Here is a 21,829-nt window from a genome sequence, read left to right on the forward strand (position 1 = left end):
TTTCTAGTATTTTTTCTGATTGATAGTTCATTATGATTACATCTCTTAGTGAAAGTGCTGACAGACTGGCAAATTTCCAACTGTCTCCCTCTTAATCATAATCAAATATCAATAGAATGCAAGGAAAAAGTCTTGTCTCTAAATATCAGTCAAACATAGTGAGAAGTCTGGAACTTTCATCCCAGACTTTTCCTATTTATTTCTTTTTATTGTTAGCAAGGGCTGCTTTTTGTTGGCGAATGATTTGGTGGTAAACTTGTTGTACTTTAGCTTCGCTTGGCTTTTGACCATTTGCACTCAAAAGAGTACGAACTGCTTCTGCATTCAAACGTGGGTTATCCGCAAATTCTTTTTCGATTTGCTTGCGCACCAAGTACATACCTCCAAGAGCTCCTCCTAGAAAAGCTAAAAGAATCAATACAATTGCTAAAATAAGGTTCATAACATTTCTCCTGTTTCTTTTTGAATCTTCTATATTATACCATAAAGTCCCCCGCCTGACTAGTTTGATTTACGCTTTCAAAAAAATGGATTCTAGCTAAAAAATAGCCCTTTTATTCCTTAGAAGAAGGCTCTTTCTTGATTTTAATCTACATAAATCGCTAGCGTTTGGTATGGTTTAAGAATTACTTTTTCAGCAAGTTCCACATTCTCATAGTTTGATAAAAGCACGCGCCCTGCTTGATATTCTGCTGGAATTGTCACTTCAGCTTCGTTTCCATAGAAATGATTGAGCACCAAGAGTTTTTGACCGTCTAAGTGGCGTTCAAAGGCGTAGACCTGCTTGCTATCTTCAAGTGCTGGCTGATAGCTCCCTTCTGAAATGATGGGCATTGCTTTACGCAAGCGAATCAATTCTTTATAGAATTTAAAGATTGGTCCGTTGATTTCATTTTCAACGTTGATCTCTTTGTAAGATTTACCAACCTTCAACCATGGAGTGCCTGCTGAAAAACCTGCATTTTCAGAAGCATCCCATTGCATTGGCGTACGAGAATTATCACGTGACTTAGCTTGGATAATTCGAAAGGCTTGCTGAGGTGACTTGCCTTGATCCAAAAGCATCTGGTAGGCATTGATGGATTCCACATCTACATAGTCTTTCATAGAATCATAGTCTGGATCAATCATGCCGATTTCTTCGCCCATGTAGATATAAGGGGTCCCACGTGACAAGTGAATGCTGGCTGCCAGCATAGTCGCTCCTTCATTGCGGAAGTTCTTGATATCCACAAAGCGATTCAGAGCACGAGGTTGGTCATGGTTATTCCAGAAAAGGGCGCTCCAACCACCACGTTCACTCATTTCCTTGCCCCATGTATGATAGAGACGTTTGAGCTCTTCAAAATCAAAGGGAGCAATGGTCCATTTTTGTCCATCTTCGTAGTCTACTTTAAGATGATGGAAGTTAAAGGTCATAGACAACTCGTGACGCTCTGGCGCTGAATAAAGAACACAGTTATCAATCGTTGTGGACGACATCTCTCCAACTGTCATAAAACTATCATCAGAACCGAAGGTCGCTTCATTCATCATGTGAAGATAGTCATGGACAATTGGTTTATCCGTATAAGCTGGTTTTCCTTCATTTTCAGGGCAATCCACTAAAACTTCATCTTTGCCGATCAAATTAATCACGTCAAAACGGAATCCTTTGACACCCTTGTCACGCCAGAAGTTGACCACCTGGAACAATTCCTTGCGGACATTGGGATTACGCCAATTGAGGTCTGCCTGTGTCACGTCAAAGAGGTGGAGATAGTATTTCCCCGTCTCTCCAAAAGGTGACCAGGCAGAACCACCAAATTTAGATAACCAATCGGTTGGTTGGTCCTGAATGAAGAAGAAATCTTGGTAGTACTTGTCTCCAGCCAATGCTTTTTGGAACCACTCATGCTCCGTTGAGCAATGGTTAAGTACCATGTCTAGCATGAAGTCAATCTTGTGCTCTTTACCGACACGTACCATCTCTTCAAAATCAGCCATGTCCCCAAAGATAGGGTTAACGGCTGTATAGTCTGAAATATCGTAGCCATTATCCCGCTGAGGGCTTGGGTAGAAAGGATTGAGCCAAACCATATCCACGCCCAACTCTGCTAGATAAGGAATTTTTTCAATGATGCCTCTGAAATCACCGATTCCATTTCCTGTCGTGTCCTTATATGATTTTGGATAGATTTGATAGACAACTTTTCTTTTATCAAGAGTCATAGTTTCTCCTTTTTGATAAAAGGGAGGGAGCTATATCCCAACCCTATACATTTTAAAACTTATACTCTTCGAAAATCTCTTCAAACCACGTCAGCGTCGCCTTACCGTAGGTATGGTTACTGACTTCGTCAGTTCTATCCGCAACCTCAAAACAGTGTTTTGAGCTGACTTCGTCAGTTCCATCTACAACCTCAAAACGGTGTTTTGAGCAACCTGCGGCTAGCTTCCTAGTTTGCTCTTTGATTTTCATTGAGTATTAGATTCGTTTAGCAACCATCAAGTCTTCCCCGTTTTTAATCACTCTAGGATAAGTTCCTTCGATTGTCGCTGTGTACGCATCTTGGTTAGTGATGATGACTGGAGTTTCAGTCACAAGTCCTGCATCCTTGATCACTTTCATATCAAAGCTAATCAATTTTTGTCCTACAGTAACATGGTCTCCTTGAGACACATGACTTTCAAAGCCACGACCTTCTAGACCAACAGTATCCATGCCAACGTGCATCAATAACTCAACACCTTCATCAGATACAATACCGATGGCGTGCTTAGTTGAAAATAGGACTGTAACTGTACCATTTACTGGCGAAGTCAACTCACCTTGACTTGGTTCAATCACTAGACCTTGTCCCATGACACCTGATGCAAAGACTGGGTCTGTTGCTTGACTTAGTTCTTTTACTTGTCCTTCCAGTGGACTGACAATTTTTGTTGAAGCAACAGGAGTTGATTCTTGATGAACAAATTCAGCTTCTTCTTGTGCCTCAAATTCTGCTTTTAATTCTGTGTCATCTTCTGTTTTTGTAAAGAGTCCTGCCTTACGGAAGAAGAAGGTCAATAGCATTGGCACGACGATTGCAACTAGCATGGTCCCTGCAAATGGAAGCATGTATTGTGGTTGAATAGAAAGAATACCTGGTAATCCACCGATACCGATAGAAGCAGCAGTCACGTTAAATGTCACAGAAAGCATACCTGCAAGAGCTGAACCAATCATCCCAGCCACAAATGGATAGATGTATTTGACGTTAACCCCAAAGAGGGCCGGCTCTGTTACACCGAGATAGGCTGAAATAGTTGCTGGAAGTGATACCTGAGCTTCACGCTCATCACGACGGTGCATCAAATAGTAAGCAAAAACTGCTGAACCTTGGGCAATATTTGAAAGAGCAATCATAGGCCAGAGAGAAGTTCCACCAGCATCTGCAATCAACTGCGTATCAATGGCATTGGTCATGTGGTGAAGACCAGTGATAACAAATGGAGCATAGAGGGCACCAAAGATCGCACCGAAGAGCCACTTAACTGGACCAGTTAACCCTGCCAACACAACTGCTGAGAGTCCTTGACCAATTCTCCATCCGATTGGTCCCAAAACAGTATGAGCCAAAATCAAGGCCGGAATCAATGATAAAAATGGTACAAAAATCATGGAAATGACTTCTGGAATATGCTTACGCCAGAAAATTTCAAGATAAGCCAAACTCAATCCTGCAAGTAAGGCTGGGATAACTTGAGCTTGGTAACCAATACGGTTAACCGTGAAGTAACCAAAATTCCAGACCCAGTTGGCTGCAATTTCGGATGCAGGTGTCGAAGCAACCGCATAGGCATTCAGCAACTGAGGTGAAACCAAACAGATCCCGAGAACAATACCCAAGATTTGGCTGGTTCCCATCTTACGAGAAACAGACCAAGTAATCCCTACTGGCAAGAACTGGAAGATAGCCTCACCTGGCAACCAGAGAAAGTGATTGACTCCTGACCAAAACTGAGAGGATTCTGTGATGGTCTTGCCATCCAACATTGACCAATGCACGCCCTCAAGAACATTACGGAAACCGAGGATCAATCCTCCGACGATCAAGGCTGGAATAATCGGTGTAAAGATTTCAGCCAGAGTTGTCATCACACGTTGAACTGGATTTTGATTACTCTTAGCAGCTGACTTAGCCGCTTCTTTAGAAACTCCTTCGATCCCAGAAACAGCTGTAAAATCATTATAAAAAATGGGCACATCATTTCCGATGATTACCTGGAATTGACCAGCGTTTGTAAAAGTCCCCTTAACTGCTGAGATGGATTCGATAGCCTTGATATCAGCTTTCTGATCATCTCCTAGAACAAACCGCATCCGTGTTGCACAGTGGGTTACTGCCTTGATATTATCTTTGCCTCCGATTGCTTGTAGCAAATCTTTAGCTTCTTGTTCAAATTTTCCCATTTGAATCTCCTTATATTTTTCAAGATTTCCTTGACTTGATAATCCAATTGTAATCGATACCAAACTTGTATGCAAGTTGTTTGTTAAAAATAATGGATTTTTTCTGTATATTTCGGCGACTTGTATGGTAAAATAAATACAAGAAACCCTTGTAGAGCTCATCAATCGATTTTTTTAAAGGAAGAAATGTGAAAAAATATCAACAATTATTCAAACGAATAGAAAAAGCAATTCATGAAGAAACCTATGCTATTGGAGATTTTCTCCCTAGTGAACACGAACTCATGGACCAGTATCAGGTGAGTCGTGACACTGTTCGGAAAGCCTTAGCCCTTCTCCAAGAAGAAGGATTGATTAAAAAAATCAGAGGTCAGGGTTCTCAAGTTATTAAAGAAGAAACTGTGAATTTCCCAGTGTCTAACCTAACTAGCTACCAAGAATTGGTCCAAGAGTTAGGACTTCGCTCAAAAACGAATGTCGTGAGCCTAGATAAGATTATCATCGATAAAAAGACTTCCCAATTAACTGGCTTTCCAGAATTTCGGATGGTTTGGAAGGTCGTTCGTCAACGAGTTGTAGATGATCTGGTATCCGTACTGGACATTGACTATCTAGATATGGAGCTCATCCCTAAACTAACCAGAGAAATCACCGAACAATCTATCTACTCCTATATCGAAAATGATTTGAAGTTAATCATCGACTATGCTCAAAAGGAAATCACCATTGACCATAGTAACGATAGAGATAAGATTCTCATGGATATTGGTAAAGATCCCTATGTTGTTTCCATTAAGTCAAAAGTCTATCTCCAAGACGGACGCCAGTTCCAGTTCACCGAAAGCCGACACAAATTGGAGAAGTTTCGTTTTGTAGATTTTGCTAAAAGAAAATAAAGAGGAAAAGGCGTATAGTTATCAAGTTTTAAAATAATGGAAGGTTTAAAATGGTGAAATAAGATGTTAGAGATACGAGAAGAAATTAGAACGAGCAAGGGTTATCAAGTCTTAATTGAAATGCTTGATAGTTACTTCGGTCAAGATTATATTATCCGTAAAATCACTTATGATGATTTGGATCCAACAAGTTTCGACTTTCGCTTATCTGTGGACTTTCCTAAACTAAAGGGAGTGGATGTAGGTATTGCTAATAGTGGTCCACGCCAGATGTTTCGTATGGGAGGAGATGGTGATATTAGCATAGGTATTCCTAAAATTGATGGCTTGGGGATGCTGACTTCAGGTGAAAGAGGAGATGGTCTATTTTGGATTTTAGGAGATAAAAAATTAGAGTGGGGTGGTCAAGTAAATAAAGCTGAAGAAGTTAAGTATTATTTTGATGCTTTCAAAAAATACTATGATAATCTTTAGAGAGTGATAGTGATGAAGATACGAGAAGAAATTAGAACGAGCAAAGGTTATCAAGTCTTAATTGAAATGCTTGATAGTTACTTCGGTCAAGATTATATTATTCGTAAAATCACTTATGATGATTTGGAACCGGCAAGTTTTGACTTTCGCTTATCTGTAGATTTTCCCAAATTAAAGGGAGTGGATGTAGGTGTCGCTCATAGCGGTCCACGCCAGATGTTTCGTATGGGTGGTACTGGTGTTATTGGCATAGCGGTTCCTAAAGATGGAGGTGATGCAAAGTTAACCTCAGGTGAAAGAGGAGATGGTTTATTTTGGATTTTAGGAGATAAAAAATTAGAGTGGGGTGGTCAAGTAAATAAAGCTGAAGAAGTTAAGTATTATTTTGATGCTTTCAAAAAATACTATGATAATCTTTAGAGAGTGATAGTGATGAAGATACGAGAAGAAATTAGAACGAGTAGAAACCTTTAACATTATGTATATTTCAAAATTAGTATAATTTTATCTGATTTAATTTTCTGAATTTATCTAAAAGATACTATGCAGAAAATACGAATATAATAAGGTGATAAGATTCATAACTTCGATACATGCAGAACAATTTATGTAGATTTAAAAAATTAGAGAAACTATTTGGTAAAATACTAAAAAAACTATAAATTAGTTGACCACCTTACCTACTATTATCTTTAATTAATTCTACTCGAAATTATCTCTACTAAATAAAAAGACTCTTTATTAACTACATAAAATAGTAGGTGATAAAGAGTCTTTTTAGTAGTAATACTAGACTAAAATCAAAAACCATCTTATAATAGTAGTTATGAAACTCACAAACGAAGAAATACAGAAAATTGAAAAACTCCTGAGAGATTCATCGTACGCCAAATATCACAAACGTCTACAGATTATTTATTTTCGCTCAAAAGGAACGAGTTATAAGGAAATCATGGATCTGCTAGATTGTAATAAAACAACTGTTTGGAGGAATTTGAAAAAATATAAGGAGTTTGGTTTAGAAGCTCTTCTTCAAGAGACTCGTGGTGGACGTCATCGAGAATATATGACTTACGAAGAAGAACAAGCATTTCTAAAACGTCATATAGAAGCTGCTCAGGCTGGAGAATTTGTGACTGTCAATCAGTTATTCGAAGCCTATCAAAAAGAGATTGGTCGCACTTCTACACGTGATGGTTTTTATTATCTCTTGAAACGCCATGGTTGGCGAACGGTCACTCCCAGACCTGAACATCCCAAGAAGGCAGACGCTCAAATAATTGAGACGTCTAAAAATAAAATCTACATTCGAGACCTTAAGTAAGCGCTTTAAAGAGAAGGGGACTTATAACAAAGTACGTTTGATGTACCAAGATGAAGCCGGTTTCGGGAGAATCAGTAAGATGAGTTCTTGTTGGGCTCCTCAAGGAATCCGACCTAACATTCATAGTCATTATATGCGAGAATATCGCTATTGTTATGGGGCAGTAGATGCTCAGACAGGAGATTCCTTCTTCCTTATTTCTGGAGGATGCAATACTGAGTGGATGAATGAATTTCTACGGCAAGTCTCACAAGCTTATCCGGATGATTATATTTTACTTGTCATGGATAATGCTATATGGCATAAATCAAGTACCTTAGAGATTCCAAGTAGTAATATTGAGTTAGCTTTTATCCCACCTTATACACCAGAAATGAACCCTGTTGAACAAGTCTGGAAAGAAATTCGAAAACGAGGCTTTAAAAATAAGGCGTTCCAAACATTAGAAGCCGCCTTTTTCTAGTCCTTCAAGAAGTTATTCAAGGACTAGAAAAAGGCGTTTTAAAGTCCACTGTCAGCAGACAATGGACAAGGTTGCTTTTTGAAAACAATTGAGTATTAGTAAAACTTAGTAAAATAAGGCCATTTCTCTTGAAAGCCCTTGCAATAGTTCCATTTATTTGTTATATTAAAATTATCTGAAAAATCACACATATTTCTGCAAGACTTATTTTTTTAAAAGAGAATGTATGCGCTTACAGATTTAAGAAAGGAGAATTTTGTGGATAAGAGATATTGGGAAAAATCCTGTAAGTATAGCATCCGCAAGCTAAGTGTCGGAGCTGCCTCTGTTTTACTTGGAGCTGTGTTTTTAGCAGCACAGGGTGTGGCTGCTGATGGTGTCGAGATTACGGAAAGTGAGGCAACAATTACTGAAACCTCTGCTAAACCGGATACGAAAGTAGAGGAAGTTGTTGCTTCTAACACAGAGACTCAACCTATAGCTGAATCAGCTGAAAAGCAAACAAACCCTGAGGCAGAACTACCTCAAACTAGTAGTCAGTCAGAGACAAGTGCTACTACCGCCCCTGCTGACAATAAGGAGAGCGAGAAACCAGAACTTCCTGTGAACAAGCAAGAACATTACGAATTACATTACAACCAACCAACTGCTCCTTCCTATGATGGATGGGAAAAACAAGCCCTCCCAGTCGGAAATGGGGAAATGGGTGCCAAGGTTTTCGGACTCATCGGTGAAGAAAGAATCCAGTACAACGAAAAAACACTTTGGTCTGGAGGCCCACAACCTGATAGTCAAGACTACAACGGAGGAAACTACAAGGACCGCTACAAAGTCTTAGCCGAAATTCGTAAGGCCTTAGAAGACGGTGACCGTCAAAAAGCCAAACAACTAGCAGAGAGAAATTTGGTTGGACCAAACAATGCCCAATACGGTCGCTACCTAGCCTTCGGTGATATCTTCATGGTCTTTAATAACCAGAAGAAGGGCTTGGAAAATGTTACTGACTATCACCGTGGCTTAGATATTTCTGAAGCTATCACAACCACCTCCTATACTCAAGACGGGACAAGTTTCAAACGAGAGACCTTCTCTAGTTACCCAGATGACGTCACTGTTACCCATTTGACCAAAAAGGGAGATAAGACGCTTGATTTTACCCTTTGGAATAGCTTGACTGAAGATTTGATTGCTAATGGAGATTATTCTTGGGAGAATTCTAAATACAAACAAGGGACTGTTAGCGTTGATTCTAATGGTATTTTACTCAAGGGAACTGTCAAAGACAACGGTCTGAAATTTGCCTCTTATCTTGGTATCAAGACAGATGGACAAGTCACTGCTCAAGATGGTTATTTGACAGTTACGGGAGCAAGTTATGCAACACTGCTACTCAGTGCCAAGACTAATTTTGCTCAAAATCCGAAAACCAACTACCGCAAGGATATTGATGTAGAAAAGACTGTCAAATCTATCGTCGAAGCTGCTAAAGCCAAAGACTATGAGACTCTGAAAAATGACCACATCAAGGATTACCAGAGTCTTTTCAATCGTGTTCAATTAAACCTAGGTGGTAGCAAGTCTAATCAAACTACAAAAGAAGCTCTCCAAACCTATAATCCAACAAAAGGGCAAAAACTAGAAGAACTCTTCTTCCAATACGGACGTTACCTACTGATCAGTTCTTCTCGTAACCGGACAGATGCCCTCCCTGCCAACTTGCAAGGAGTCTGGAATGCTGTAGATAATCCACCTTGGAACTCAGACTACCACCTCAATGTCAACCTACAAATGAACTATTGGCCTGCCTACATGAGTAATCTCGCAGAAACAGCTAAGCCAATGATTAATTATATTGACGACATGCGCTATTATGGTCGTATCGCTGCTAAAGAATACGCAGGTATCGAATCCAAAGAAGGTCAAGAAAACGGTTGGTTGGTTCATACTCAGGCGACACCATTTGGCTGGACTACTCCTGGTTGGAACTACTATTGGGGTTGGTCTCCTGCTGCCAATGCTTGGATGATGCAGAACGTCTATGACTACTACAAATTCACCAAGGATGAAACTTATCTTAAGGAAAAGATTTATCCAATGCTCAAGGAAACTGCTAAGTTCTGGAATTCCTTCTTGCACTACGACAAGGCTAGTGACCGTTGGGTTTCTTCTCCATCCTACTCGCCAGAACATGGAACTATCACGATTGGGAATACCTTTGACCAATCTCTAGTTTGGCAGTTATTCCACGACTATATGGAAGCAGCCAATCATCTGAAGGTCGACCAAGATTTGGTGACAGAAGTGAAGGCTAAATTTGACAAGCTCAAACCACTTCATATCAACCAAGACGGCCGTATCAAGGAATGGTACGAAGAAGACAGCCCGCAATTCACTAACGAAGGCATCGAAAACCATCACCGCCACGTTTCTCATTTGGTTGGACTCTTCCCAGGTACTCTATTTGGCAAGGATCAGCCTGAATATCTAGAAGCTGCACGCGCAACCCTAAACCACCGTGGAGATGGTGGAACTGGTTGGTCTAAAGCCAATAAAATCAACCTCTGGGCTCGTCTCTTAGATGGAAATCGTGCCCACCGTTTGTTGGCAGAACAGCTCAGATCTTCAACTCTAGAAAACCTCTGGGATACGCACGCGCCTTTCCAAATCGATGGGAACTTTGGTGCAACCAGCGGTATGGCAGAAATGCTCCTTCAGTCTCACACAGGCTACATTGCCCCATTACCAGCCCTTCCAGATGCATGGAAAGACGGGCAAGTCTCAGGCTTAGTCGCTCGTGGTAACTTTGAAGTCAGCATGAAATGGAAAGAGAAAAATCTTGAAACGCTGTCCTTCCTTTCTAATGTTGGTGGAGACTTAGTCGTAGACTATCCAAATATCGAATCTAGTATTATCAAGATTAATGGCAAGGAAGTTCAAGCTAGTCGCCTCAAAGATAACCGTATTCAGCTTGCTACTCAAAAAGGCGACGTCATTACATTTGAAAACTTCCCTGGACGTGTGACTCGTTTGACAGCTGTTCGAAAAGATGCCATGACAGCTGAACTTGACTTTAACCCAGTCAAGGGAGCAAGTCATTATGTCATCCAACGAGAAAGCAAGGATGAAAATAGCCAAGCTTCTAGCCTACGTGAGTTTATCACCAACCGAACTCACTTTATCGATCGCTCAATTGATTCTAGCCATGCCTATACCTATACTGTTAAAGCTATGATGGGCGAACGTTCAACACCAGTTTCAGATCCTGCTTCTATTGATGCCTTTAGTGAGTTGGTAGATGACCGTGACAAACGCATCCAGTACGGCTCTGCCTTTGGAAATTGGTCTGACACAGAACTATTTGGTGGAACAGAGAAATACGCTGATATCTCAAATGGAAATTATTCTGATAAAGATGCGACTGCAACCATTTCATTCAATGGACCTGGTATTGAAATCTACGGTCTCAAGTCATCTCAATTGGGACTTGCCGATGTTAAAATTGATGGCAAATCTGTTGGAGAACTTGACTTCTATACAGGAGGAGCAACTGAAAAAGGTGTACTAATAGGTCGTTACACAAATCTTTCTTCAGGTTCTCACCTCATGACCATCACTGTTAAACGCGAGCACAAAGGACGTACAAACGAGCGTGCAAAAATTTCTCTCGACTACTTCAAGGTTTTTCCAGGACAAGGAGAAACCGTTGAAAAAATAGACGACCGTGACCCTCGTATCCAGTATGGTTCCATGTTTAAGGATTGGAGCGATGCAGAACTATATGCTTCTACAGAAAAATACGCTGACATCAACGCTGATGCTAGTCTCGCTTCTGAAGCCACTGCAACCATTCCATTCTCTGGAACAGGTATCCGAATCTATGGATTAAAAACGGCATCACTAGGCAAGGCACTTGTCACACTGGATGGAAAAGAGATGCCAGCTCTTGACTTCTACACTCCAGGAGCGACTGAAAAAGGTGCATTAATTGGTGAATTCACCAATCTAGCTGATGGTGATCACGTCCTAACTTTGAAAGTAGATCCAGATTCTCCAGAAGGGCGAAAGAAAATCTCTCTTGATTCCTTTGATATCTTAAAGGCACCATCTGTGTCTCTCGATAGTCCAAGCCTTGATCCTATTAAGTCCAAAGATAAGACTGTTACCTTAACCCTACCAACTGGTAATTGGGATGGAATCGCTGTAACCTTCCCTGGTATCAAAGATCCTCTTCTACTCAGAAAAGTCGATGATGATCATCTTGTCACATCAGGTGAACAAACTGTTCTAACCATTAAGGATAACAAGGTCCAACTAGACATTCCTGAAACTACAGATCGTAAAGCTGGCAATCCGATAGAAGCTTATGCTATCCAAGGAAAAACAATAAGCAGCTCTGTTGTAACAGTATTTCCTAAGGATGAAACCAGTCCAGTGGAAGAAAAAATTCAAACAAGTAAAGGGGATGAGTCTGCTCCAGTAGTAACCATACCTGAGTACACAAATCCTATTGGTACAGCTGGAGATCAGGAGGCACCTACTGTGGAAAGACCTGAATACACTGGTCCTGTCGGAACTGCTGGGGATCAAGAAGCACCTACTGTGGAAAAACCTGAATACACTGACCCTATCGGAACTGCTGGGGATCAGGAGGCACCTTCTGTGGAAATTCCTGAATACACCGGTCCTATCGGAACTGCTGGGGATCAAGAAGCACCTTCCGTGGAAAGACCTGAATACACTGGTCCTATCGGAACTGCTGGGGATCAGAAAGCACCTACTGTGGAAAGACCTGAATATACCAAACCTATTGGAACTGTGGGAAATCAGGAAGCACCTACTGTGGAAATCCCCGAATACACTGAGCCTATCGGCACAGCGGGAGATCAAGAAGCGCCTTCCCTTGTAATTCCTGAATATACCAAACCTATCGGGACTGCAGGAGACCAAGAAGCACCTTCCGTGATAATCCCTGAATATACTGAATCTATCGGGACTGCAGGAGACCAAGAAGCACCTTCCGTTGTAATTCCTGAATACACTGAGCCTATTGGAACTGCAGGAGATCAAGAAGCGCCTTCTGTGGTTATCCCTGAATACACTGAGCCTATAGGGACTGCAGGAGACCAAGAAGCACCAAGCATCACACTTCCTGAGTTTAAACTCAAAGTAATGAAAGATAAGACCACAAGAGCTCAAGTTATTAGTGGAACAACTGAACTCGAAGGAGCAAGTTATCTTGACAGTCAAAAAGTTGAAAACAAAGAACTCTTAGGCAAGATATACGATGCTTATGCCCTTCAACTCAAGGATAAAGATGGCAAATTAGTTCAACCAAAAGGTGCTGTACTCGTTCGTTTACCAGTTTCAGGTGCTGTCCAAGAACTCTATCAGTTGACTCCGACAAAAGACTTAAAATCACAAGAGTTCACCATCCGAGATGGGTATCTTGAGTTTATCGCTCTTGACCTGAACACCTATGCTATTGTTTACAAGACAGAAGGATCAACTATTAAACCTATCCCAGTTCATATGGAAGAAAGAAACCTAGAAACTACAAAACCATTGGTTGAAAGTAATGATGTCAATGACAAAGCCTCTACGAATGAAAAACAACTTCCAGCTACTGGTGAACAGACTAGTCCCCTCCTCTTTATGGCGAGCCTCAGCCTAGCCCTCTCGGCTGCCTTCTTACTAAAAGGTAAGAAAGATTAAACATTGTCCCCCCAGGAATAAAAATTTATTCCTAGATAAAAAAGGATGGAAAATCATTCCATCCTTTTTCTGTTTTAACCTTATCAATAAAGTCACTGACAATCAAACACCTAGAAATCAAGCCCCAGAATAATCCATTCATCTACATAATCCCAAAAAGGGATTGGGTAAATGGGTAACTCATCCTTTGACCAGAACACTCCACCTTGACTCATTGGTTTAGATAAGTCTAATACGAGATACTTTCCCATACCATTGCTAAAAAAATTGTAATAACTGGAAATGTCATTTGTTAACTGTTCCTCAAATTCCCAGTCATAATCGGCTATTGGTTCAATCATATCTAGATCGTCTAATCCCATGCTTTTACTGGTATAGTCATTAAACCCTGCATGAATATGTGTATAGAAATCACGGATACTCCCGTCAAGTTCTAGTTTTGACTGATTAAAGTGGTCTGTAAACTCTCGGTCCGAAATCGGTATTTTACCCTCATAAAATACTAGACTCTTGCTCTGATAAGTTCTAATGGAATAAAGCAAGGAATAGGTAGGTCCAATTTTGATAAGGTCTATAGCCTCCAGAAACTCTTCTAGATAAGAGATCGTATTGCTGAGTTCTTCAGCTAGATATTTTTTCCATTCTCCTAGGATGATTTGTTTTCTTTTAGAAAAATCTGATGTTTGAAACGCATCCCGCCAATATTGTGGAATAGGATGATTAGACAGATTTTCAAAATTAGATAAAATCTCGACCATCTCTCCAGATGGCACATATTTCTTTAAAAAATTTAATTTTTCATTCATACACTACCTCTATTAATTTTTGTAAAATTCCCTTGACCCTACTATCCTTCAACTCTTAAGTCCTAGATAGGTATAGTTTCGGGTCCCTGGACAATCTTTTTCCATCCTCACCCTAAAATAAAACCGATGTTCTCCAAATTCTTAATCCTTGCTTTTTAACTCAAGATCAAATTAGCGATAATAGGACTGACAAATACATAGAGAACACCTGTAACACCGATAGCTAATCCTCCCATAGCACCTGCAACTGGTCCATAGCGAAAGGCCGTTCCAGTTCCAACGGCGTGACCTGTTCCACCCAGGGACAAACCAACCGCTACTGGATCGTCTATTTTTAGCCATTTTAGAAGCGTTGGTCCGATTACACTAGTCAAAATCCCCGTCGCTACGACAACTACTAGGGTCACAGTTGTCAAGCCCTGCAACTTTTCTGTAATCCCTACTGCCATAGCAGTCGTTACTGACTTAGGAAAGAGGGAAATAGCTAGGAAAAAGTCCATACCAAAGATTTTGGCCACAAGGGCTGTGAAAGAGGTATTAACCACCACAGCTAACAGACTACCAAAGAGAATACTGCGAGCATGGTGCTTCATCAAGTGGAAACTCTTATAAAGGGGAATTCCTAGAGCCACTGTTGAAGGAACAATTAAGTTATTAAGATAAACCCCACCTTGGTAGTAATCTTGGTAGGAAATGCCAGTCACCTTTAGAAAGATAATTATAAAAATAGCTGACAGCAACAAGGGAGTCGTTAAGGGATGAGGATAGCGTCTGAAAATCATCATTCCCCCAAGATAGGCTAAGATTGATAAAGCAATCCCAAATAGGGGATTAGATACAAATTCGCTCATTTGGTACCTCTTTCTTCGTAGTCACCTTCATAGCGTTTTTTGATAAATTGAACCACAAGCGCAATCAAGATGATATTAATCACTGCTGCAAACAAGACAATCAAAACAATGGGCAGAAGATAGGGAGCAATCACATCAAATTTTTCCATAATTCCAACCGCAGGAGGTAGAAAGAGGATGGTCATGTTGGCCAGCAAAAAGTTCCCCACCATATTAACATGGCGGATACGCAGCCACTTGAACTGCAAGGCTAGAAACAGAATAATCAAGCCGATGATACTTCCTGGTATGGGCAAATGAAAAAAACTGGAGATTCCTTCACCGATTAAAGAAATCACAAAGAGAATCATTAACTGAACATATAACTTCATTGTAAACTCCACAAATAGACTTTCTGCATACCAGTTTACTCTTTTTTCAGAAAATTTCAAGGAAATATATAAGAAACATCCTTCTTGCTATTCAAGCCAAAAAGGTGTATACTAATTGCGTGCGCAAGCATCATAGATGAACTAGTATGATTACACTATTATAGAGGGAAAGGAGATGGGCATGACTTACTTAGAAAAATGGTTTAACTTCAACCGTAGGCAAGTAGAGCTAGAAGCTATTTTAGAAGAGACCATCGCTGAGCAGAGTGAACAAACCTTGACACTCAAGGAATTTTACCTCTTGCACTTTCTAAATCAGGCTGAAGGCAAATCCCTACGACAAATCGACTTGCCAGACAAACTCCACCTGAGCCCTAGTGCTGTTTCACGGATGGTGGCTCGCTTAGAAGCAAAAAACTGCGGTTTACTTAGTCGGAGATGCTGCGACCAGGACAAGCGAGCTAGTTTTATCTGCCTGACAAGCGAAGGACAGACTACCTTGGCTTATTTACAAACAGCTGTTGAAGAAAGCTTAGCAACAAAATCAAACTGGTTGGCCTAACATATTTTTTTGAAAAAAACTTGCGTGCGCAATCATTTTTCTTGACATTCCTTTTTTCAAGGAGTAAAATGAAAACATGATTTAGCAAAGGAGAATCCTATGATTGAAATCACTTATTTAGACGCCAGCAAGCAAGAGAGAACAATGACCTTCGATTCATACGAAGAATTTGAACGTTCTCAACATGCCTGCCTGATTGGTGTCGCCGACTATTACCCTGTCCAAAAACTAACCTACAAGGGGCATGATTTGGACTACCATGGGACTTACGGAGATGTTTTCTTCTATCTCATGAAACAAGATTTAAGCCAATATAACTAAAAAGGAGAAATACTATGGCAAAAGCAATTACAGATGCAACATTTGAACAAGAAACTAAAGACGGATTGGTCTTGGTAGACTTCTGGGCTACTTGGTGTGGTCCATGTCGTATGCAAGGTCCAATCTTGGACAAATTGTCTGAAGAACTTTCAGAAGATGTCTTGAAGATCGTTAAAATGGACGTTGACGAAAATCCAAACACAGCTCGTGCATTTGGAATCATGTCTATCCCTACTCTTCTTTTCAAGAAAGATGGACAAGTGGTTAAACAAGTGGCAGGTGTCCACACTGCTGAACAAATCAAAGCCATCGTTGCTGAATTGAGCTAATCACACGAGAGACCAAGTGCTTTATTTGGTCTCTTTTTTCTTGCCCTTTGCCATTTTTCAAAAAATATGCTAGACTGTATGTAGAATATTACGATGTTTGGGACATGCCATCGCTAAAAAAAACCTCTACTTGGTATTTTTTAGCTCCCCTCAAGGGAGCTTTTTGCGTGCTCTGAACATTTCCCATTTTGGAAGGAGTACTATGAAACATCAATCAGCCTTGGTCGTCTTTAGTGGCGGTCAAGATTCAACAACCTGCCTTTTCTGGGCCAAGCAACACTATGAAAAGGTCGAAGCCGTTACCTTTGCCTATGGCCAACGCCACCATCTCGAAATTCAAGTCGCCAAAGAAATCGCTGAGGAACAAGGAATTCGTCATCATATCCTAGATATGTCTCTGCTAGGACAAATTACTGAAAATGCCTTGACTTCAGATTTAGAAATTGAGCAAAATGAAGGAGAGGTTCCTAATACCTTCGTTGACGGTCGCAATCATCTCTTTCTGTCCTTTGCGGCAGTCCTTGCCAAGCAGCGGGGAATCACAGATATCGTAACAGGAGTGTGCGAAACAGACTTCTCAGGTTATCCTGACTGTCGGGATGTCTTTGTCAAATCACTCAATGTCACGCTCAACCTTGCTATGAATTACGACTTTGTGATCCAAACGCCTCTCATGTGGCTAGACAAGGCTGAAACTTGGGAATTAGCTGACCAACTTGGTGCTTTTGACTACGTTCGTGAGAAGACCTTGACCTGCTACAATGGGATTATTGGTACTGGTTGTGGAGATTGTCCTGCCTGCCATCTACGCCAACATGGTTTAGAGGTTTATCTCTCACAGAAAGGAGAGAGCTAATGTTTTTTGCTCCCAAAGAAATCAAACAAGAAACTGGGGAGTCCCTTGTCTACAATCCTCACAGAACCTTGGTATCAAAAGAGTTCACTTTCGACGCTGCCCACCACCTCTTTCACTATGAGGGAAAGTGCAAATCACTGCACGGCCACACTTATCATCTGCAAATCGCTGTCAGTGGATTTTTAGATGAACGTGGTATGACCTACGATTTTGGGGATATCAAACAAATCTACAAGGACTACTTAGAACCCCGCTTGGATCATCGCTATCTCAATGAAACCCTGCCCTACATGAATACGACTGCTGAAAATATGATTTACTGGATTTTCCAAACCATGAACCAAGAGTTGCCAGATGAACGCGGTCTTCGTTTGGAATACGTTCGCCTCTATGAAACTCCGACTGCCTTTGCGGAGTTTAGACGGGAGTGGTTAGATGACTAGGGAACGTGTACTTAAACTACCAGTTCTAGAAATTTTTGGCCCAACCTTTCAAGGTGAAGGCCGTGCTATCGGCCAGAAAACCATGTTTGTCCGCACTGCAGGTTGCGACTACCACTGCGACTGGTGCGATTCTGCCTTTACTTGGGATGGTTCTGAAAAACCAACTCGCATGACAGCTGATGAAGTGATCACTGAGTTAGACAAACTAGGAAGCTACGACTATGTAACCCTGTCTGGAGGAAATCCTGCCATCCTAGCAGCCAACATGGCCGAGTTAGTCACCAAACTCAAGGAACGTGGGGTCACTCTGGCTGTTGAAACCCAAGGCTCCCGCTGGCAACATTGGTTGAAAGACATCGACCAGGTCACCTTGAGTCCCAAACCTCCTTCTTCCAAGATGGAAGTCAACTTTGAGACCTTGGACTTTATCGTTTCCCAATTGGATCCAGACAAAGTCACCTTTAAAATCCCTGTCTTTGATGATACAGACCTAGCCTTTGCCAAAGGCATTCAAGAACGCTACCAACCAGATGTCCTCTTCTTATCGGCTGGAAATCCTGAGCCCAAGGCTACAGGCAATATTGTCCAAGACCAACTGGACCGCCTCAAAGAACTCTGGGAACGAGTCGCTGCTGACGATAGCTGGGGCAATGTCCGCGTCCTTCCTCAACTCCATACCCTTCTCTACGATAACCAACGTGGTGTTTAAATTAGAAAGAAAAAATCATGTCACAACAAGAAGAAATGAAAAACCTCAGCCTACTGGGCAATAAAGAAACAACCTACATCTTTGACTATCAACCAGAAGTCCTCGAATCCTTTGACAATCGTCATGTGGAAAATGACTATTTCATCAAATTCAACTGTCCTGAATTTACCTCACTGTGCCCAATCACTGCGCAGCCAGACTTTGCAACGATTTATATTTCCTACATTCCTGACAAGCTCTGTGTCGAGTCAAAATCCCTTAAACTCTACCTCTTTAGTTACCGAAACCATGGAGATTTTCATGAAAACTGTATCAACACTATCGGGAAAGACTTGGTCAACTTGCTAGACCCTCGCTATTTAGAAGTCTGGGGAAAATTTACACCTCGCGGTGGTATTTCAATCGACCCTTACTACAACTACGGTAGACCTGGAACCAAGTATGAAGGATTGGCAGAACAACGCCTCTTCAAACACGACCTTTATCCAGAGAAAATTGACAACCGCTAAACTCATACTCAATGAAAATCAAAGAGCAAACTAGGAAGCTAGCCGCAGGTTGCCCAAAGCACTGCTTTGAGGTTGTAGATAGAACTGACGAAGTCAGCTCAAAACACTGTTTTGAGGTTGCAGATGGACGCTGACGTGGTTTGAAGAGATTTTCGAAGAGTATCATACGAAAAAGCCCTGTTCCTCATCATGAGGAGCAAGGCTTTTTGAGTTTCAATTATTCTTCAGTTCCAAGGAAGTTTTTAGCAACAAGAGCTGCAAGAACTCCACCAACGATTGGTGCAAGAATGAAAATCCAAACTTGTTGAAGGGCTGCGCCACCTACCAAGACAGCAGGAGCCAAGCTACGAGCTGGGTTTACTGAAAGTCCAGTGATGTTCAAGCCAGCTAGAATCAAAGCTGTCAATGATAAACCAATTACCAAACCAGCGATTGCACCATTACCTTTGCTTGCTGAAGTGACAGTCATGATGACCAAAACAAACAAGAATGTTGCGATTGTTTCAAATAAGAAACCACCAAAGACAGTTACACCGTTTGCCAAGGCATTTTCACCAAGACTTGCAGTTGACATACCTGAATTTGCCAAGAGGAACAATACAGATCCAGATGCAAGGAAAGCACCAACTACTTGACCAAGAATGTAGTTTACAAGCTCTGAAGATGACAAACGTTTGTTAACAAACATAGCGATAGAAACAGCTGGGTTCAAGTGAGCACCTGAAACAGTTCCGATTGAGAAAGCTGCGACTACGATTGCCAAACCAAAAGCAAGAGCAATCCCAAGGTGTCCAAGGCCTTCAACACCATTTCCAAAAACAACAGCTCCTGTTCCGATGAACACAAGCATAAAAGTACCGATTAATTCAGCAACAAATTTTTTCATGTTAAATCTCCTTTTTTCAAACTATGTATTAGTCTATCAGAAGAAGGAAAGGGTTTCAAGAAATGTGCTTGGAAATTTTGTGTAAGTTTTCACATTAAATAGTCGAAATCTAATATTGAAAAGATTGAATAGCTTCTTTCAAGTCATCTTGTAAACTATTTCTCTGGTCGAGTTGAACATAGACTTCTAAGAGACAGGATCTAAAATTGGAAAATTTATAAAAATCTTCCGTCGCTTCTATCGGGAAATCAAGTGACTTTATCCAAGAGGCTAGTGTCGCTTGATTCACCTTACCTTGCAAAATAGGTTCGTAAAGCACTCTGGCTAAGCGCCATTCCTCATCATCTATAAATCGAATCGAAATTCTTTTAAACAGTTGACCAAGTATGTCAAATACTTCATGAACTCTGTTTATAGAAAAGTCTGGATGACAAACGACTTCAGTCAAGAGATCCGCTCCATGCGCAAAAGCATGTACCCAACCATACTGGCTTGAAAAACCAGTCGTATCCTCTTCTTTTTCAAGGTAGTGCAACCCTTGATCGAGCATCGTATTTCTGATATCAGTTTTAAGCACTTGATAATAAAGAGAGTGTTGGTTGCCATCGGCAGATAAGAGATTGGCATAAATAAGGGCCCTAAAAGAACGTTCAAGCGTTGAAGTTCCTAGCTTATCGAGCTCTTTATCTAGTCCACCATTAGAAACAATCATAGCAGATATAAATTGAAATTGCTCCTTTGTAAATAACTCTTCTTGAATCCCTCTAGCCAAACTGGTAAAAACTAGATCATCGCGAATTTCTGGAGAAGGATCTCCCAAATGGTCAAGCAACCATTGGATTTCTTCCTCATGATAACTTGGTTTTTCTTCTGCGATTTTTCTTAGTAACTCTTGATACATGATCAATACCTCTACATTTCTAGCAACTTGATATAATCCAGACCCCATTTCTCGACAGCATCTAAAACAACTCTGAATTCCTGCCCCATTTCGGTTAAGCTGTACTCAACTCGTGGTGGAACTTCGGCATAGACCTTTCGTTGAACAATCTTATCCTTTTCTAATTGACGGAGATGACGGGTCAAAATAGTTTGAGTAATCCCAGGCAATAATCTCTGCAATTCTTTAAATCGTTTGGTACCCGTACTCAACTGATAAATGATTACCAGGGCCCATTTCCCCGTTAAAACCCTCTGCGTTGTCGCAAATGGACAAATACCATACTCACTCACTTTATTTGTCATAAAATATCTTCTTTCTATTTTTTAAAAAAATTTATCTTTTAGTATCAATAAAAGTACTACTTTTGATACTAGCTATCGAAAAAGTGTCTACTTGTTTTTTCGATTGTAACTGTTATAATTATATCATAAAAAAGAAATGGAGAATAGATATGTCAACAAACTTAGAAATTTTCAATGCTTATAACCAAGCTTTAATTGCTGGTGACTTTCCTGGTGTCTTTGAAACGATGGCAGACGATATTGTCTGGCATCAACCTGGTACTCATAGTATATCTGGTACAGTTGTTGGTAAGGACAAGCTAGGAACTCACCTGGCTACATTTGCTGAGAAAACTAATGGAACCTTTAAGGTGGTAACAAATTGGGTTTCTGACAATAAGAATTTAATCGCAGCCAATGTTACTTTTCTTGGAACACGTGCTGATGGTACTGAACTCAATATGAACGGGATTGACCTCTTCCGTATTGAAGACGGAAAAATCAAAGAAGTTTGGCTCTTCTCTTCAGATCAAGCAGAAGAAGATAGCTTTTGGGGATAATTTAAGAGGCCAGGACAAAAAATTTTGATTTTAGAATTCTTTATTATAAATTTTTAAAATCGATAGATTAGAAAAAAGCGAACAAGACAGAATTCTGA

General features: G+C 40.7%; 22 protein-coding genes and 1 pseudogene. 13 read left to right on the forward strand and 10 right to left on the reverse strand.

All coding sequences use genetic code 11. The annotated features are described in order from the left end of the window. Positions 1-196 precede the first annotated feature (196 nt). From QM877_RS06125 to treP, 4 genes are all read right to left on the reverse strand, one after another. A complete protein-coding gene (locus QM877_RS06125) occupies positions 197-442 on the reverse strand; it encodes a YneF family protein (protein ID WP_001048970.1) in 246 nt (81 codons plus the stop codon). A gap of 143 nt (positions 443-585) precedes the next feature. Beyond that, positions 586-2,211, reverse strand: a complete 1,626-nt coding sequence (treC, locus tag QM877_RS06130) for an alpha,alpha-phosphotrehalase (RefSeq protein ID WP_414317874.1) — start codon at positions 2,209-2,211, stop codon at positions 586-588. Between the two features lie 52 nt (positions 2,212-2,263). Beyond that, complete coding sequence (locus QM877_RS06135; protein ID WP_248034835.1) at positions 2,264-2,461, reverse strand: hypothetical protein; 198 nt, start codon at positions 2,459-2,461, stop codon at positions 2,264-2,266. Positions 2,462-2,467: 6 nt separating this feature from the next. Continuing rightward, positions 2,468-4,435 carry a PTS system trehalose-specific EIIBC component gene (gene treP / locus QM877_RS06140; RefSeq protein ID WP_414317875.1) on the reverse strand — a complete coding sequence of 656 codons (1,968 nt, stop codon included), beginning with the start codon at positions 4,433-4,435 and terminating at the stop codon, positions 2,468-2,470. 188 nt (positions 4,436-4,623) lie between these two features. On the opposite strand from treP, the gene treR reads away from it, so the two are divergent. From treR to QM877_RS06165, 5 genes and pseudogenes are all read left to right on the forward strand, one after another. Next, entirely contained in the window at positions 4,624-5,331 is a 708-nt protein-coding gene (treR, locus tag QM877_RS06145; RefSeq protein WP_414317876.1) for a trehalose operon repressor, read from the forward strand. 63 nt (positions 5,332-5,394) lie between these two features. Then, complete coding sequence (locus QM877_RS06150; RefSeq protein ID WP_261086045.1) at positions 5,395-5,805, forward strand: hypothetical protein; 411 nt, start codon at positions 5,395-5,397, stop codon at positions 5,803-5,805. A gap of 12 nt (positions 5,806-5,817) precedes the next feature. Next, positions 5,818-6,225, forward strand: a complete 408-nt coding sequence (locus QM877_RS06155; protein WP_414317877.1) for a hypothetical protein — start codon at positions 5,818-5,820, stop codon at positions 6,223-6,225. A gap of 406 nt (positions 6,226-6,631) precedes the next feature. Next, positions 6,632-7,684 (forward strand): annotated as a pseudogene (locus tag QM877_RS06160) (IS630 family transposase). A 166-nt stretch (positions 7,685-7,850) separates the two neighbouring features. Continuing rightward, positions 7,851-13,304 carry an SIALI-17 repeat-containing surface protein gene (locus QM877_RS06165; RefSeq protein ID WP_414317878.1) on the forward strand — a complete coding sequence of 1,818 codons (5,454 nt, stop codon included), beginning with the start codon at positions 7,851-7,853 and terminating at the stop codon, positions 13,302-13,304. A 110-nt stretch (positions 13,305-13,414) separates the two neighbouring features. Here the strand turns inward: QM877_RS06165 and QM877_RS06170 are convergent, their stop codons facing one another. From QM877_RS06170 to QM877_RS06180, 3 genes are all read right to left on the reverse strand, one after another. Beyond that, complete coding sequence (locus QM877_RS06170) at positions 13,415-14,110, reverse strand: hypothetical protein (protein ID WP_414317879.1); 696 nt, start codon at positions 14,108-14,110, stop codon at positions 13,415-13,417. Between the two features lie 155 nt (positions 14,111-14,265). Next, entirely contained in the window at positions 14,266-14,961 is a 696-nt protein-coding gene (locus tag QM877_RS06175) for an LrgB family protein (RefSeq protein WP_414317880.1), read from the reverse strand. Further along, entirely contained in the window at positions 14,958-15,332 is a 375-nt protein-coding gene (locus QM877_RS06180) for a CidA/LrgA family protein (protein ID WP_414317881.1), read from the reverse strand. The genes QM877_RS06175 and QM877_RS06180 overlap by 4 nt, the downstream gene beginning before the upstream one ends. Before the next feature lie 181 nt (positions 15,333-15,513). Between QM877_RS06180 and QM877_RS06185 the strand changes: the two genes are divergently transcribed. The 7 genes from QM877_RS06185 to queF all read left to right on the forward strand — a co-directional run bounded on the left by QM877_RS06185 (position 15,514) and on the right by queF (position 19,061). Further along, a complete protein-coding gene (locus QM877_RS06185; RefSeq protein WP_414317882.1) occupies positions 15,514-15,894 on the forward strand; it encodes a MarR family winged helix-turn-helix transcriptional regulator in 381 nt (126 codons plus the stop codon). 99 nt (positions 15,895-15,993) lie between these two features. Continuing rightward, positions 15,994-16,215, forward strand: coding sequence for a DUF4649 family protein (locus tag QM877_RS06190; RefSeq protein ID WP_414317883.1), 222 nt, complete (start codon positions 15,994-15,996; stop codon positions 16,213-16,215). Between the two features lie 14 nt (positions 16,216-16,229). Continuing rightward, positions 16,230-16,544 carry a thioredoxin gene (trxA, locus tag QM877_RS06195; protein ID WP_001029581.1) on the forward strand — a complete coding sequence of 105 codons (315 nt, stop codon included), beginning with the start codon at positions 16,230-16,232 and terminating at the stop codon, positions 16,542-16,544. Positions 16,545-16,746: 202 nt separating this feature from the next. Next, entirely contained in the window at positions 16,747-17,400 is a 654-nt protein-coding gene (gene queC, locus QM877_RS06200) for a 7-cyano-7-deazaguanine synthase QueC (protein WP_414317884.1), read from the forward strand. Then, positions 17,400-17,843 (forward strand): 6-carboxytetrahydropterin synthase QueD, encoded by a 444-nt coding sequence (gene queD / locus QM877_RS06205; RefSeq protein ID WP_414317885.1) that lies wholly within the window; start codon positions 17,400-17,402, stop codon positions 17,841-17,843. The genes queC and queD overlap by 1 nt, the downstream gene beginning before the upstream one ends. After that, entirely contained in the window at positions 17,836-18,552 is a 717-nt protein-coding gene (gene queE, locus QM877_RS06210) for a 7-carboxy-7-deazaguanine synthase QueE (protein WP_414317886.1), read from the forward strand. The genes queD and queE overlap by 8 nt, the downstream gene beginning before the upstream one ends. 17 nt (positions 18,553-18,569) lie before the next feature. After that, on the forward strand, positions 18,570-19,061 hold the full coding sequence (queF, locus tag QM877_RS06215) for a preQ(1) synthase (RefSeq protein WP_414317887.1): 492 nt from the start codon (positions 18,570-18,572) through the stop codon (positions 19,059-19,061). Between the two features lie 217 nt (positions 19,062-19,278). Here the strand turns inward: queF and QM877_RS06220 are convergent, their stop codons facing one another. The 3 genes from QM877_RS06220 to QM877_RS06230 all read right to left on the reverse strand — a co-directional run bounded on the left by QM877_RS06220 (position 19,279) and on the right by QM877_RS06230 (position 21,192). Beyond that, the gene (locus QM877_RS06220) at positions 19,279-19,947 is read right to left on the reverse strand and encodes an MIP/aquaporin family protein (RefSeq protein ID WP_315640473.1); all 669 of its coding nucleotides are present in this window, start codon (positions 19,945-19,947) and stop codon (positions 19,279-19,281) included. 109 nt (positions 19,948-20,056) lie between these two features. Then, positions 20,057-20,848, reverse strand: a complete 792-nt coding sequence (locus QM877_RS06225) for a DUF2785 domain-containing protein (protein ID WP_414317888.1) — start codon at positions 20,846-20,848, stop codon at positions 20,057-20,059. Between the two features lie 11 nt (positions 20,849-20,859). Then, entirely contained in the window at positions 20,860-21,192 is a 333-nt protein-coding gene (locus tag QM877_RS06230; protein WP_000182730.1) for a winged helix-turn-helix transcriptional regulator, read from the reverse strand. 149 nt (positions 21,193-21,341) lie between these two features. On the opposite strand from QM877_RS06230, the gene QM877_RS06235 reads away from it, so the two are divergent. Beyond that, on the forward strand, positions 21,342-21,731 hold the full coding sequence (locus QM877_RS06235; RefSeq protein WP_414317889.1) for a nuclear transport factor 2 family protein: 390 nt from the start codon (positions 21,342-21,344) through the stop codon (positions 21,729-21,731). Positions 21,732-21,829: the final 98 nt, after the last annotated feature.

The sequence above is a fragment of the Streptococcus infantis genome, from assembly GCF_047463655.1.
Classification (GTDB): domain Bacteria; phylum Bacillota; class Bacilli; order Lactobacillales; family Streptococcaceae; genus Streptococcus; species Streptococcus infantis_Z.